Annotated in this window: 11 protein-coding genes and 1 pseudogene; 10 read left to right on the top strand and 2 right to left on the bottom strand. The window is 66.1% G+C overall.

Annotation, left to right across the window (positions count from 1 at the left end; translation table 11 throughout):
- The 4 genes from QF819_10740 to hemA form a co-directional block, all read left to right on the top strand.
- Positions 1-276, top strand: a 276-nt coding sequence (locus tag QF819_10740; GenBank protein MDP6803626.1) for a ferrochelatase, incomplete at its 5' end; no start/stop codon positions are given.
- Positions 269-1,705: a protoporphyrinogen oxidase gene (hemG, locus tag QF819_10735; protein MDP6803625.1), complete on the top strand. Its 1,437-nt coding sequence runs from the start codon at positions 269-271 to the stop codon at positions 1,703-1,705. The genes QF819_10740 and hemG, both read left to right, overlap by 8 nt.
- Position 1,706: 1 nt before the next feature.
- Complete coding sequence (gene ccsA / locus QF819_10730; protein MDP6803624.1) at positions 1,707-2,570, top strand: cytochrome c biogenesis protein CcsA; 864 nt, start codon at positions 1,707-1,709, stop codon at positions 2,568-2,570.
- Positions 2,567-3,862 (top strand): glutamyl-tRNA reductase, encoded by a 1,296-nt coding sequence (gene hemA / locus QF819_10725; protein MDP6803623.1) that lies wholly within the window; start codon positions 2,567-2,569, stop codon positions 3,860-3,862. The genes ccsA and hemA overlap by 4 nt, the downstream gene beginning before the upstream one ends.
- 312 nt (positions 3,863-4,174) lie before the next feature.
- Here the strand turns inward: hemA and QF819_10720 are convergent, their stop codons facing one another.
- A complete protein-coding gene (locus tag QF819_10720) occupies positions 4,175-4,954 on the bottom strand; it encodes an HAD hydrolase-like protein (protein MDP6803622.1) in 780 nt (259 codons plus the stop codon).
- 120 nt (positions 4,955-5,074) lie between these two features.
- Here QF819_10720 and QF819_10715 point away from each other — a divergent pair, with 120 nt between their 5' ends.
- The 3 genes from QF819_10715 (at position 5,075) to QF819_10705 (ending at position 8,919) form a co-directional block, all read left to right on the top strand.
- Entirely contained in the window at positions 5,075-6,166 is a 1,092-nt protein-coding gene (locus tag QF819_10715; GenBank protein MDP6803621.1) for a DUF4236 domain-containing protein, read from the top strand.
- 91 nt (positions 6,167-6,257) lie between these two features.
- Positions 6,258-6,446 carry a hypothetical protein gene (locus tag QF819_10710; GenBank protein MDP6803620.1) on the top strand — a complete coding sequence of 63 codons (189 nt, stop codon included), beginning with the start codon at positions 6,258-6,260 and terminating at the stop codon, positions 6,444-6,446.
- 133 nt (positions 6,447-6,579) lie between these two features.
- The gene (locus QF819_10705; GenBank protein ID MDP6803619.1) at positions 6,580-8,919 is read left to right on the top strand and encodes a sulfatase; all 2,340 of its coding nucleotides are present in this window, start codon (positions 6,580-6,582) and stop codon (positions 8,917-8,919) included.
- 89 nt (positions 8,920-9,008) lie between these two features.
- On the opposite strand, the gene QF819_10700 is transcribed toward QF819_10705, so the two are convergent.
- On the bottom strand, positions 9,009-9,995 hold the full coding sequence (locus QF819_10700; GenBank protein MDP6803618.1) for a transglutaminase-like domain-containing protein: 987 nt from the start codon (positions 9,993-9,995) through the stop codon (positions 9,009-9,011).
- Positions 9,996-10,106: 111 nt separating this feature from the next.
- Between QF819_10700 and QF819_10695 the strand changes: the two genes are divergently transcribed.
- The 3 genes and pseudogenes from QF819_10695 (at position 10,107) to QF819_10685 (ending at position 14,399) form a co-directional block, all read left to right on the top strand.
- On the top strand, positions 10,107-11,066 hold the full coding sequence (locus tag QF819_10695) for a hypothetical protein (GenBank protein ID MDP6803617.1): 960 nt from the start codon (positions 10,107-10,109) through the stop codon (positions 11,064-11,066).
- Between the two features lie 2 nt (positions 11,067-11,068).
- The gene (locus tag QF819_10690; protein ID MDP6803616.1) at positions 11,069-13,993 is read left to right on the top strand and encodes a FlgD immunoglobulin-like domain containing protein; all 2,925 of its coding nucleotides are present in this window, start codon (positions 11,069-11,071) and stop codon (positions 13,991-13,993) included.
- Positions 13,994-14,139: 146 nt separating this feature from the next.
- Positions 14,140-14,399 (top strand): annotated as a pseudogene (locus tag QF819_10685) (IS3 family transposase).
- Positions 14,400-14,494 lie beyond the last annotated feature (95 nt).

The raw sequence follows: 14,494 nt of genomic DNA, 5'->3' as shown, positions 1-14,494 counted from the left end.
ATCGAGGAGACGCGGAGACTCGGCGAGGCGGGTTGCGGAAGCCTGGCGGTGGTTCCCGTGAGTTTTGCCTGCGAACACATTGAGACGCTGATGGAACTGGATGTGGAACTGGCCGAAGAGGCGGCCGAAGCCGGAATCCGGGACTTCGTGCGGACCCCGGCGCTGGGAATGGACCCGGGGTGGCTTCAGTCCATGGCGGATCTGGTGGAGGAGCGTCTGTTCGCTTCCCGGGGTGCGCGACGGGCGGCGGATCCGGGGAGGACGGCTCATGCGTGAGCGGAATCCATCGGTTGCGGTGATTGGCGGGGGTGTGTCCGGGCTGGCGACGGCGTTTCACCTGGTGCGCGAGGCAGCGGCGCGGGACATGGCCTGGGATGTGCGGGTGTTTGAGCGGGAGGGGACGGCCGGAGGGAAGCTCCGCACGCGTCGCGCGCGAGGCTTTCTTCTGGAGGAGGGGCCGAACGGGTTTCTCGACAACGAACCCGCAACTCTCCGCCTGGTGGAGCAACTGTCCCTTGAGGACGAACTTCTCAGAAGCCGGGATGCGGCGCGTCGACGCTTTCTTCTGCGTGCGGGTCGCCTGGTGGAGATTCCGCTTTCGCCGGTGGGGTTCGTTCGCTCGCCGCTTCTTCCCCCCTGGGCGAAGGCGCGGGTGGCCTGCGAGGCCCTGGTTCCACCGCGCCGGGATCTGGGGAAGGCGGCGGCGGATCCTTCCACCGACGAGACCGTGCACGACTTCGGGCAGCGGCGGCTGGGGCGTGAGTTTGCGGAGGTGCTCCTTGACCCCATGGTGAAGGGGGTCTTTGGCGGGGATTCGCGGCGGCTGAGTCTGGCGTCGGCGTTTCCCAAAATGGTGGAGATGGAGCGGGAGCACGGGGGGCTCTTCCGGGCGCTCATTCGACGAAGCGCGGCCGGTGGAAACGGTCGTTCCCGCGGGGGAGCCGCCGGCCCGGGAGGGACGCTCCACGGCTTTCGAAGCGGGATGGCGGCTCTCCCGGATGCGCTGGCCGCATCCCTCGGGGATCGCGTGCGATGCGGGGCGAGTGTGACCAAGGTGGAGCGCCGCGATGGCGCGTGGTTCGTTCACACTCCGGCGGAGGAACACGGTCCGTTCGATGCCGTGCTCGACGCCTCTCCGGCCCACTCCGCCAGGGATCATCTTCCCGGGCGGGCGCTTCCTGGTCTCCTCGCGCAGATTCCGTATGCTCCCATGGCGGTGGTGACGCTCGCGTGGGAGAAGAGTCGCATGGCTTCGCCGCCCGACGGATTCGGAATGCTCATCCCGACTCGGGAGAAGCGCGATCTGCTCGGCGTCCTCTGGTCCGCGTCCATTTTCGACGGGCGCGCGCCGGACGGGCAGGTGCTTCTGCGCTGCATGGCGGGCGGAGCGGCGCACCCGGAGATCATGGAGCGGGAAGACGACGAACTGATCGACACCTGCGTGCGGGAACTGCGCGGGCTGCACGGGCTGGCCGGGAATCCGTCCGGAGCGTGGGTGGTTCGGCATGAGCGGGCTATCGCGCAGTATGAACCGGGGCATCTCGCGCGGCTGGAAGCGATGGACGCCGCGCTTGCGGAGTGGCCCGGGCTCTTTCTCGCGGGGAGTTCGTACCGGGGGATTGCGGTCAATCACTGCGTGGCGGAGGCGGAGCGAACGGCGGTGGCGATCGCGGACGCGCTTGCTTGCGCAACTCAGGAGGTATGAGGTGGACCGGCTTCTCAGTGCGGTGAATGTGCTTCTTCCGCTGGCGTATCTGGCCGTGTGGCTGGACTACCGGGTCATCTTTCAGCATGAGGCCCGCGTCGCCATCCGGTGGTCGCGTCGCCTGGCCCTCGGAACGCTGGCGCTGCACACGGTGGCGGTGGTGGTCCGGGCCGTGGCATGGGGGCGCCTGCCGATGGCGACGCCTCTGGAGTTTCTGTCGATGCTCGCGTTTGCGGTTCTCGCCATCTATGTCGTGCTGGAGATCCGCATCGGCGCCCCGCAGACCGGGTTCCATGTCGTGGGGCTGGCCTTCGCATTCCAACTGCTCTCCAGCGCGTTTCTCTCACCTGAAACCGCAGACCACGCGCTTCTTCAGGACCCGGGGTTTGCGCTGCACGCGATTCTGGTTCTCCTGGCGTATACGGCGCTCTCCCTCGGGTTCATCTACGCGCTGCTGTACCTGCTGCAAGCGCGGCAACTGGTGCGACGGACCTTCGGGCTTCTGTTCCAGCGTCTTCCGTCGCTGGAGATTCTGGAACGCATGAGCGTGCGCTCCATCCAGATGGGGGTCCCGCTCCTCTTTGGAGCACTGGTGACCGGGCACTGGTGGACGACCGCGCTGGCCGGACGCCTGGGGCCGGAGGCCGCGTCCCGTCTTTCACACTTCGACCCGAAGGTGGTCGTCTCCTGGCTCTTCTTCCTGATGTACGGAGTCGGGCTCTGGGGCTATGAGCGCCGCGGGTGGCGCGGCCGGAGGATGAGCATCCTGTCCGTGGCGTTGTTCGTGCTGATGGTTCTGGCGGTTGGAATCGTCCGGCACTTCTTCCGCAGCTTCCACAACTTCAATGGCGGAGGGGCCGGATGACACTCTCCGTTCCTTCCGCCGCGAAGCGCGTGACGCTCTGGGGAGTGGATCACCATCGGGCATCCACGGAAGTGCGGGAGCGCGTCCACCTGAGCGAAGAAAGCGCACGCGTCTTCTTGAGCACGGTTGCGGAGGAAGGCGTGTCCGGGGTGGTGCTGAGCACCTGCAACCGGACGGAGGTCTATCTGGAAGCGCCCGGGCATGTGGATGCCGTCGGGTCCTTTCGGCGGGCGCTGGATGCCGCGGGGGGGGACGCGCTGCCGTTTGAAGGCGATCTTGGGTACCGGCTGGACGGGATGGACGCGGTCGCCCACCTGTATCGCGTGGTGGCGGGTCTGGAGAGCATGATGGTGGGGGAGACCCAGATCGTCGGGCAGGTGAAGGACGCCTACCGTGCGGCGCGGGAGATCGTCCCGCTCGGCCCGGTTCTGCTGCGTGCGTTTCAGGGTGCGTTCCGGGCGGGGAAGCTGGCACGCGGGAAGACGAAGATCGACGCGGGCGCGGTCAGCGTGGCCTTTGCGGCGGTGGATCTGTCGCGGAAGCTCTTTGAGAAGCTGGAGTCCCGTCGCGTGCTTCTGGTGGGCGCCGGGGAAACGGGCGCCCTCGCCGCCCGACACTTCCTCAAGCAGGGCGCGGCCGGACTGGCGATTGCCAACCGGAGCGCAGGCCGGGCGGAAGAGCTGGTCGGGACGCTGTCCCGTGCGCATCCCGGCACGAAGATCACGGCTCACGGCATGGAGGAACTGGAAGTGCTCCTCGCGGAGGCGGACATCGTGCTGTCGACCACGGGAAGCACGGTCCCGGTGATTCTGCCCGGAGCGGTCCATGCCGCGATGGAGCGCAGGAACCGACGCCCGCTCTTTCTTCTGGATATCGCGGTACCACGGGATGTAGACCCGGAAGTGGCGAAGATCGGGAGTGTGTTTCTCTTCGGGCTGGACGATCTGGAGGAGATCGTTCAGGGGAATGTCTCCGCCCGGCTCCGAGAGGTTCCCGCCGTGGAAGAGGTTCTCTCAGAGTCCGCGCGAGAGTTTGAGGGGTGGATCGCGAACCTGGATCTCAAGCCCACGGTGGACGACTTCCGCGCCTTCCTCGAAGAACTGAAGGCTCGCGAAATGGGGCGTCTGGGCGGAGGCATGCCGGACGACATCCGGGAAGCGGTGGAGCAGAGCCTGGCCGGGTTGATTCGGGGGATCGTCCGGCGACCGGTCGTGCGCCTGAAGAGCACGGACGCGCGGGAAGAGCGAACCCGGGATCTGGACAGCTTGCGCAGGCTGTTCGAACTGGACTAGCTCCGCCTGGCCGGGTGCCGCACGGACGCACAGCCGTGCAGTGCGGCAAGAAGTGTGGCCTTCATGACGCGGTTCCTTTCCGGCGTCCCCGCGGTTCGGCGGGGGCGGCCGCGTGAGAGTGTCCAGCGGTGTTGCGCCCCGCCGCCGCCCCGGAAGGAACCGTCCACCGAACCGGGGGATCGGGAAGTAGACGGGGAACGGGGCTACGCCGGGCAAGCTGCGCTCAGATCAGCCTGAGAGCTCCGATTCCAGCACGCCTCACCTTCCGGATTCAAACGCGTCAGGGACCTCAGAATGCGCCCGGAGACGGGGTTACCCCGCCAGGAGCGCGGGGAGGTCCGCGATGGAGTCCACGACATGCGTCGGCGGGGGGGGCACCCGGTTCTCGTCTGAAGGCCTGTACTTCCCTGTTCGGACGAGTACCGCGCTTCCCACACCCGCACGAAGGGCGCCTGCGCAGTCGAACTCCGCGTCATCCCCGACCATCACCATGTGCCCGGGATCGATGCCGGACTCTGCCGCGAGCGTCCGGAAGAGGAGTGGAGACGGCTTCCCGAGGTTCTCCCATGCGACATCGGCGGCGTACCCCAGAAAGGCAGCCACCGGCCCGAGGTCGGTGAGGAGACGGCCGTCTCGCCGGAAGACCCGGTTTTGCTGGAGTGTGTACAGCGTGGCACCGGAGTGCAGAGCCTCCACGGCCCCCGCAAGATCTCCCACGCGAAGGCGGTGCGCTTCCGTCGCCACCAGCACCGCGCGCGCTTCATCAGGAGGCGTCTCGCGGAACCACGCGAGATCCTCCCTTGCCTTTGGGTCACAAAGGAGCACTCCGCGCGTGTCGTCGCGCCCGGTCAGGACACTGCGCGCAAGCGTGGCGGGGGTCACGACGGGGCATTCCTCCACCGGGAACCCGTCGGCCTCAAGCCGTGCTACGAGGGCTGCCCGCGTGCAGGAGGTGGCGTTGGTGACATAGCGCACCGGGTAGTGGTCCAGGAGCGCGCGGACCGCTTCCGCGGCCCCGGGAAAGGCCGCTCTGCCGATTCCCTCGGCGAGGGTCCCGTCGATGTCGAGCAGGACCATGCGAACAGGATTCACCAGAACCTCCCGGGAGATGTTGCACGGCACTCGATTCGAATACCATAGACCCGCCCGAGAGGGTACCCTGTTTCGGCGGTAGTTTGTTGTCGCGATGCCGCGACGCGATGGGAGGTGCGTGTGGGATTTCGATTCTGGAGGCGTATACGGATTGCGCCCGGTGTCACGCTGAACCTCAGCAAGAGCATCCTGCAGGGGAAGCTGTCGGTCTCCGTCGGGCCGAGGGCCGCGAAGGCGACATTCGGGCCACACGGCCTCCGGGCTACCGGCGGACTGACGGGAACGGGGCTCTTCTACACGGTGAAGAAGCGCCGGGGCAAGAAGAAGCGAGCCGGGGCGGGTGAGCGCACATGCGCCCCGGATTCCGCAACCTCACCTTCTCTTCCTCCGGAGCCGACGACCGCCTCGGAGTCGGAGCAGCAGGAGATTCGGGAACACTTCGACGACCTCTCCGCACCGCCCGAAGAGGCGGCGCTGGTGAACGGCCTGCGCGAGCTGGCTCTGGGGAATCGGGAGGCTGCGCGTCATGATCTTGAACGGGCCGCCGGGATGGCTGACGGAGCCTATGTTGCCGGAGCGCTGGCGCTGGAAGAGGGGCGCTGGGAAGACGCGGTCGCTCTTCTTGCCCGCGCGCTGGAAGGGGAGTCGAACCTCGGCTTCCACCTCGGCAAGTACGGACTGGACGCGGCGCTTGAGATCGGTGTGACGGAAGAGGTGAGCGCGCTCATTCGTCCCTGTCGGCGGGGTGTCCTCCTGGCTCTTGCGGAGGCGTATCAGGAGCTGGACCGGATGGACGAGGCGATCGAGGCACTGGAGGACCTTCGCGCGGAATCCCCGGAGGATGTCATCATCCGCCTGTCGATTGCGGACCTCCTGCTGGATGCGGAGGAACCGTCCCGAGTGAATCTGCGTCGGGTTGTGGAACTCGGGGAAGGCGTCGAAAACGAATCATCCGCTCACGGGAATCTCCTGCTCTTCAAGGCGCGCGCACTGCGTCTTCTGGGAATGCCGGACCCGGCGCGGCGGCTGTTGTCGCTGGTGCTCCGCCGCAAGAAGGACCGTCCGCCGGAACTCCTCCTGGCGCTCCGTTACGAGCGCGCCCTCTGCAGCGAGGCACTGGGAAAGCCGCGGGAACTTCGCGCGGATCTGGAACACATCTTCTCGGAGTGCTCCGGGTATGAGGATGTCGCGGAGCGACTGGAGCTCGACTGACGGAGCGCCCGACCGAACTGGACTTTCGCCGCCGGAACGGGCAGACTGACGGGCTTTCCGGGCCACTTTTCTGATTAGCAAGGAGACACCCATGACCCCGACCGACCCCTGCACCTGCCTCAGTTGCGGCACCTCAGAGACCGCCATCCCGCTCATCTCGATCCGCTTCTCCGGGAGCCCCGCCTGGGTTTGCTCGCAGTGCATGCCGGTGCTGATCCACCGCCCGGAGGAACTGGTCAGCAAGCTGGGGTCCGTCCCTGCTGCATCGGACGACTGCTAGGTCGGGTCCTCGCAAGCACCATCTGCCGCATAGAGGTGCCGTCGCGGAAGCCGAGCCTCCGCCCGCGGAAGACGCAGCCGCGGGGTTGCGGCAAAGGCTGTCGCGGAAGCGGACTGACGCAACGCCCGCCCCGATGCTACACTGCCGCGTCCTGTTCTCCGAGGAGCGGTCCGTGCGTTGTGCGGTGTCATCGGCTCTGTCTCTCATCACCGCCTCCGCGATTCTCGCGTCGTCCTGCTCCCGCGCGCCTCACGAGCCGCCCGCCGCACCCGGCGTCATCCATCTGGCGGAGCGTGCCGCCGCCGCGCTTGCGGAGCGTACAGAAGGCGCCGCCGGGTCGATTCGCACGGGCCTTGCGTGGACCTTCCCGGCTGACTCCGCAGGCTGGTCCGCCGTTGCCGGAGAAGTGTCCGCCGCCGACTCCTCGATCGTTCTGAGCGGAGGGCGAAAGGGTGCTGTTCTGGCCGGGCCTCGTGGATGCGCCCTTCGAGTGGGGGATGTGGCTGAGATTGAAGTACGCGCGGAACTCTCCGACGGCGAGTACTTTGGCGTGTACTGGGATCCCCCCGACGGAGAGCACGCGCGCCGGGTCGTGGCCGGGCTTTCGCGAAGCGTCCCCGGCGGCGCGACGCGATCCCACGGCACCCGCATTCGAGCCGCCGCGGGCCGGATGCAGGTCTATCGCATTGCCGTTCCCGCCGCATGGGATGTGGACGGCGAAATCGACCGGGTTCTCCTCTCGGCGGAATGGGACGGCCCTTCCGGGGCGCTCCGGGTCGAGTCGCTCCGGATCGTCACCCGGGAAGAGTTGGCGGCTTCGCGGACCGGGGGCGCTCTCAGGCGCGCCTTCGGGGGCATCGAGGCCGCGTCGGTCGCGTTTCCGGCCGGAATGGACGCGTCGTTTTCGGTTCGCCTGCCCGAGTCGGGGCGACTGCGATTCCTGGTTGCGAACGAAGGGCGGATTCCGCCCGGACTTCGCATCACGGCGGCCCTTCCGGGCGCACCGGCGGTCGTCCTCCACGAGGGGGTCCCCGCACGCCCCCGCGCGTGGGAAGCGGCGGGCGCGGACCTCGCTCAGTTCGGCGGGCGGGAGATTGCGCTGGTCGTGACCGCCGGCGAAGGCGACGGCTTTGTCTACTGGGGCGCCCCGGTCATTGCGCACGGTGCGGGAACGCTCCCGCCTCTCGTTCTCTACGAGATCGACACGCTGCGTTCCGATCTTCTGGAGCCGTATGGCTACCCCGGACGAACCTCTCCCGCGCTGGGGGCATTCTCCCGGCGGGCCGTTCTCTTTCGCGAGTGCATCTCCGCCTCCAGTTGGACGCGTCCCGCAGCGGCGTCCATTCTGACCTCGCGATCCGGCCCGGCCCACGGCGTCCAGCACGAACACGCGACCCTCCCCGCGTCCATTCCCACCCTTGCCGAAGTTCTCCGGGAGCGCGGCTACTTCACGGTCGCCTTCGTGACCAACCCGAACGCGGGGCGCGCCGCCGGGCTGGAGCGGGGCTTCGATGTGGTCTTCGAACCCGGTGCGCTCTTCGATCGGTGGCGCGCGGTGTCGCCGGGGGGACGCATTCCATCGGGGTGGACACGGTCGGATCCCAGCGGCACGAGCGAGGCCATCCACACGACCTTCCGGGACTGGATCGCGGACCGGACGGACGCCCCGCTCTTTCTCTACATCCACCCGAACGATCCACACGCGCCGTATCGTCCGCGCGCACCCTTCGCGGCGATCCCGGGAATGACCCGCGGCGATTCGTCGCTTCGCGGAACGCGCGCATTCGCGAGGTACGCGAGAGACATCCGCGCGGCGGACCACTTCTTCGGGCGAATCCTCGCGGAACTGGAAGCGCAGGGGGTGCTGAATCGAGCGGGTGTGGTGGTCGTGGCCGACCATGGCGAGGAGTTCCGCGAACACGGAAAGATGGGGCACGGAAACGGGTTGTGGGCCGAGACGCTTCGCGTGCCGCTTCTTGTGCGCCTGCCCGGCGGGGAAGGCGGCGTTCTTCGGACGGATCGGGTCACCTCGCTCGACATTCTCCCGACCTTCGCGGAGCTGGCAGGCGCGAGACTTCCCGCGGGCGTCGAAGGGCGGAGTCTTCTTCGCGAGGGAGACGACCGGCCGATCTTCGCGCACCTGATTCGGCTGGAGGATCGGCTCAAGCCGGAAGTGCTCGCGGATGAGGCGGTTCGGGGAGAGGTGGCGATGTACGCGGGCGGGGCCAAGGTGATCGTCCGCGACTACGCCGGGCATGGACCGGCGGACACGCTGCTGATTCGCCCCGATGAGGATCCCGGCGAACAGGTGAATCTGGCGGTGGAAGAACCGGCGCGTGCGGCGGAGATGGCCCGGCAGGCCGTGGAGTGGCTCACCACCTTGCGAGGCGCGGCGGAACCCGCGGGAGACCGGCCGGTGGCGCTCGATCCGGAATCGCTGGAGAGGCTTCGTGCGCTCGGGTATGTGCAGTAGCGGGCGGAGTGTGCGGCGCCGCGCATCACGCCCGGCTCCCGGAGAACGGGGCGGAGTGTGCGGCGCGCGGTTCCCGGGGAACGCGGGGCTCACGGGGTGGTCGCGTGTCGCTCCTCAAACGCAAACCGCGTGGTGACGCCCTCGTAGATCTTCCCGGCCACTTCCACATGCGGGTAGATGAAGAAGTTCAATGGTCCCGTGGTGTGTCCCTTGCCAAGCTCCAGATCCCGGCCGACGGAGAAGCGAATCCTGTCCGGGCGGAGATTTCCGAAGAGGAAGTCACGCTGGCCGGGGTGCTTGCGCGCTTCGGAGGCATCCGCGGGAATCCAGCCCGCGCCGGGAAGGTGGAAGTTCACCCAGCAGTGGTAACCCGTGACGCGGCCTGCGGACCGGTCCATGGGAATCGGAAAGCCGATCTCGAACCGCGCCGGGATTCCCCGCGCCCGCGCGAGGGAAATGAAGAGCGCGTGGAAGTCGGTGCAGTTTCCGTAGCGTGCGTCACAGGCCCAGGAGGTATTCCCGGCTCCCCACCCGGCGCCCTCCTTTGAGTACACCATGTGGTCGATGACATAGTCGTAAACCGCGCGTGCGATTCTCCGCGGGGAGTCTTCACCGGGTGCGATGGTGTCGGCAATGGGGTCGATGAGTTCCCCGCCGACCGGGACCAGCGCGTTCGGCGCGAGAAAGCGTGCAAGCGAGGCCCGGTCCGCCTCCGGCGCGGCATCCGCCGACGCGGACACGCCGCTTCTGCGGACGAGGCAGCGGATGTCCACGGTAATCGGCGCTCCGTCTGACTCCGCGACCATTCCGTGCCAGAAGAGGTTTCCGTAGCCGGGTTCTTCGCGGAGTTCGCCCGGAATGGACGCGGTGATCTCTCGGGAGAGAACCTGCTGATGCGGAGTGTTCGTCGCGATCGGGAGAAAGATATGGACGGGGCCGACTCCGGCGGGGAGGGAGTCCAGCATGGCGGAGTAGGTGAAGGCGATGTGGCGCACGGCGTCCGCGGCGGGGGCGGCAGGGGCCACCAGCATGACGGCGACGACCGCCGGAAGTGACGCGCGGTAGCGAAAGGGCACGAAGACCGCCTGTTGGAGGCGCGAAGAGCCTCTCACGAAGGGGAAGACCGACTATGCCGACCGACCGGTCATGGTTTACAATGGTGTCGCGGCCGGAGGAAGACGGTCCGAATGAGCCGTCCCCTTCCGGCCGACGAACCGGGAGGATCCACCATGCGTCTGCGCCTGTCCAGTCTCCTTCACTCTCCCGACCGATACGGACTTCTCCTGTCGCTGGCGGACGGTCTTGGCTTCCCCTCGGCGCGTACCGCACGCATCGATTCACCAGGTTCGGTACGCGCCGCCTTCCGAAAGGAGTGCGACATGCCGCGCTCGTTCTCTCTCGCTGCGATCGTGATTCTGCTCGGCAGTCTTGCGTTCGCCAGCCACGGGTCGTCCCCCAGTCCCGGTCTGGCCATCGGGCACGGGGAGGTCATCGAGTCGCCCTATGTCTGGACGGGCATCGGTACCCCGACACTCTACCTGAACGGGAAGGTGTATCTAGAGATCCGCGGCACGGAGCCGCAGACAACTTCGGTCACAACCGATCAGGTGTCGTGGAGCCGCCTGGTCCACAACGACGCGTTTTACGCCTACGTGCAGCCGGCGCTGCGCGCGAACAAGCGTGAAGCGTTCTACCAGACGATCGAGCAGTCCGGACAGATTGTGCCGGGTTCGCTCAGACGGGTCGAGAACGGCTGCTGGGTACAGCGGCTTATGGACGAGTCGATTCGCCAGCGGACCGGTCATTCCTGTGAGATGTTCATCGGCTTCCCGACTGACGGGATGACCGAACCAATCGTCTACACGCCCCCGACCGAGACGGACTTCCGCCGTATCCATGAGGAGACGATTGCGGAATTCGACACCGTCATGGAGTGCGGAGGGGTGGTCGCGTTCGGCTCGAACAACAACATCGTCACCGGCAACGTCGTCGCGAAGGCGCGGACGCTGGAGGCCATGGAGCTGCTCCGCGATCGCTCCTCCGTCGACCGCGAGGAGCTGGACGGGTCCGTGTTCATGAACACGGGCATCTTCACCGACCGGTACCCGAACGTGGAGCTGATCCGAGAAGAGCAGAAGGTGCGGTAGCCATGAGGCGCCCAATCACCATCGTGGGCGTCTGCATCGTGCTGTCCATTCTCTGCGCTTCCGCTCACGCGAATACCACGCCCACGAGTAGCTACGGGCTCGCCATCGAACCGTACGCGTGGGACTTCAACAGTACCTACGCGGCTCGCCAGGACATCGCTCAGATGAACCACCCGGTCACGCGGCACTACAATGTCGCGCTGACCTACGATCCGACCGTGACATACGAGACGGTCGAGACCTTTCTCGGCGATGCGATCGGTTGTGGTTTCGGTTTCACGCACGGAAACGCAACCGGTGCGGCGTACGCGAATGTCTACCCGCCCGACACGACCGGTGCGGCGAAGGCGGACTCGGTGTACTTCACGGACACGTATCGTCTGTACCGTGGAGCCGTGGCGGGTGTGTCCGATCATGTTGGCTACCGGTACTCTCACCTTGCAGAGTATGTCTGGATGGGCGGCGCGATCTGGATGAATGTTGCGTGCTACGGCGACCAGTTCGACAACTGGGTGAACGCGGACTACGTCTGTATGCCCATCGGCCTGTGTACGACTGGCTCGCAAGGCATCAATGCGTTCTTCGGCGCGCTCCGGGAAGGCGAGAATGCCGACGGTGCATTCGACGAGATGCCCAGCGGCTGGACCGAGACGTCAGCGATCGGCACGACCGATCAGATCGTGCCGGCACCGATGGTCGCGGGGTACTCCGGCTACTCCGGCCAGCAGATCGACAATGTCGAGGGACTGGATCTGGACTTCACGTGTGACGTGAACACCAGTCAGTCCGCCGAGAGTGCCGTCTTCACCGAAGGACCCTTTTATGTCGAGGACGCTTACTGGGTCGGATCCAACCGTCTCCACGCGGAGATCGCCGCTTCGGACACAGGCAAAGGGTACATCGTCGCTTCTGCGATTGACATCGAGAGTGCACGGACTTCACTGCTCTGGATGGCGCCGGGCGACTATCGTGTTCGCATCAAGAACGGCGACGGAAGCGCCGCCGATGTCTCCGGCATGCGGTACGTCCAAGCGGACAAGACGGTACGCTTCAAGGTCACCGTCCTGTTCGAGACCCGGGATCTCTTCCTCATGGGCAGTGACACTTCAGTCGGCCCGTGGACGGAAGTCGGTCGCATCACCGATCCACAACCGGGCGAGATCGTCTTCGACGTCTCCAGCACCGGGTTCAAGTACTTCCAGCTGTTCGAGACCGAGACGAATGATAACGTCCGGTACCACATGAGCGTCCAGGTCGAGGACACAGTCCCGCCGCTGGAGACGATCCCGGCGACGGAGGGGAGCAATGTGGAGTGGATGGCCAGCGTTGCGCAAGCGTTCGCAGACCGTCCGCAGCGGCAGATGCTCCTCAACGGACCGAACACTAAGGTCGCGTACTACTACCCCGGTTCGCACACATCCGCGTACCAGGTGCTCGCATCGACGGCGCAGGCCAGGGGCTGGACAGCGTATGAACGGAACATCGACGGGTACCCATCCGACGTCAACGACTGGACGGCACTCGCGAATGCGATCAGGAACCAGATCGCGATCGATGCCGGAAACGGCGTCACGGTGTTCTGTCTCGTCGGTCGAGACAACGATGGACCTTGGTTCGACGGCCCGCTGTGGCCACAGCACTGGGTGACACCGGAGTGGCAGACCCAGCGGACCAATCGCATCGCTGCGGGGTATCAGGGCAATAATGCCTTGATTCAGATCCCGTGCCCGCGATTCGACACCAATGGGCGACCGACGAAGGACATCGGGTACTGGAGTCCGTACCGCGAGGGCGACGGGTGGTACATCGACCTCGACGGGGACGCGGAAGGACGCCCGGACGATGGACTCTACATCGGCCGGGTGCCGCTCGCAGATCCCAACCGGGCCCTCGAGTACGCGTACAAGGTGCAGAGTGCCAATTACGAAGGCTACCCGGGCTTCAATAATGTCCTGTACTGCATCGGCGACATGGACCACACGGAGGCGGGCGACGGCGAACAGGCACTCGCGACCTACGCTGCAACGAGTGCGCTGCTCAACGGCCTGAATCCGATTCCGCTGTACGAGAGCGACCTGGTTTTCACCGCCGAGACGAACTACGGCGTCGCGAGCGAGTGGAATTCCAGGGGGCCTGGGATGATCAACTACTTCTCGGTCTACTCCAAGGCGTACGCGACGGCGGCATTCGTTACCGAACCGTTCTGGGGGGACAGCGTCTGGACGACGGGGTATCTATGGTCGAAGATGAAGCCGTTTGTCCTCGGAGCCACCTGCGCCACGTGGAACTTCGCGTGGGCAGAGGATGTGGATCTGGGGACGCCGCCGCAGCTGAACATGCTTCCCGACATGTACGCGTGGATGTTCGGCTACTCGCGCGGACCGATCGCCGGATTCGGACCAAGTTGCGGATCCTGGGACGCCGTGAACCACCTGATCGCGGTCGCCGTCACGCCGCGGTACACGGCGAACGTCTACCAGTCTCCGGTGTTCGCCTGCTGGGACGGCATCCGCGAGGTGTGGGACACGCACGGCGCTGAGCCGCACGTCCGCGACGGATGCCTCGTGTATAACTACATAGGGGATCCGACAGCCGTAGTCATGACGCCGACTATCGCAACCGGTATTCTGGAGCCGATGCCTGTACAGTATCGGTTCTCGGCCGGGAACACATTCCCGAATCCGTTCCGGCACAACTCGACGTTCGACTTCACGCTCTCCCGGAAGGGTCCTGCGATGGTGTACGTCTACGACGTCGGGGGGCGCCTGGTTCGGACGCTGGTCGATGGACTTCACCAAGCTGGCCCACATCGGGTTGTCTGGGACGGTCGGACAGATCGAGGCACCCAAGCGTCGTCCGGCCTGTACTTCCTCAGACTTCAAACCAGCGAAGCGAACCACTCCCGGAAGACCCTGCTGCTGAAGTGATCTTTCCATCAGAGAGTGGAAGCCATGGAGCCTGGGGCGAAGCACAGGAAACCGCTTCCCGGAGTTCCATCTCCAATCGTGGGGGAGGCGGGTGCTGGAGGCCGGATCGTTCTGGCACCGGGTCGGGCGCGTTCGACGCAGGCCACAAGCCTGCGATTCGCAATGACGAAGCGTCCCTGACGAATCGAATCGTCAAGATCGCGGGCGAGTAGGGTCGATACGGCTACCGGTGGGTACAGCCCTGCGTTGGCGGGAGGGGTCGCGCGTGAACCACAAACGCGTCGTGCGCATCTGGCATCAAGAGGGACTGCAGGTCCCGAAGAAACAGCCGAAGCGAGCCCGGCTCTGGCTTACCGACGGCTTGTGTGTTCGTCGTCGGGCCGAGCGTCCGAATCATGTCTGGTCGGGATCTCGGCTACGCTTCCATGACGGCGACGACCGCCGGAAGTGACGCGCGGTAGCGAAAGGGCACGAAGACCGCCTGTTGGAGGCGCGAAGAGC

The organism is Gemmatimonadota bacterium, assembly GCA_030747075.1.
In the GTDB taxonomy this organism is placed as follows: Bacteria; ARS69; ARS69; order ARS69; family ARS69; genus ARS69.
Note: the sequence above shows the minus strand (reverse complement) of the source record. Positions and strands in the feature narration are given on the sequence as shown.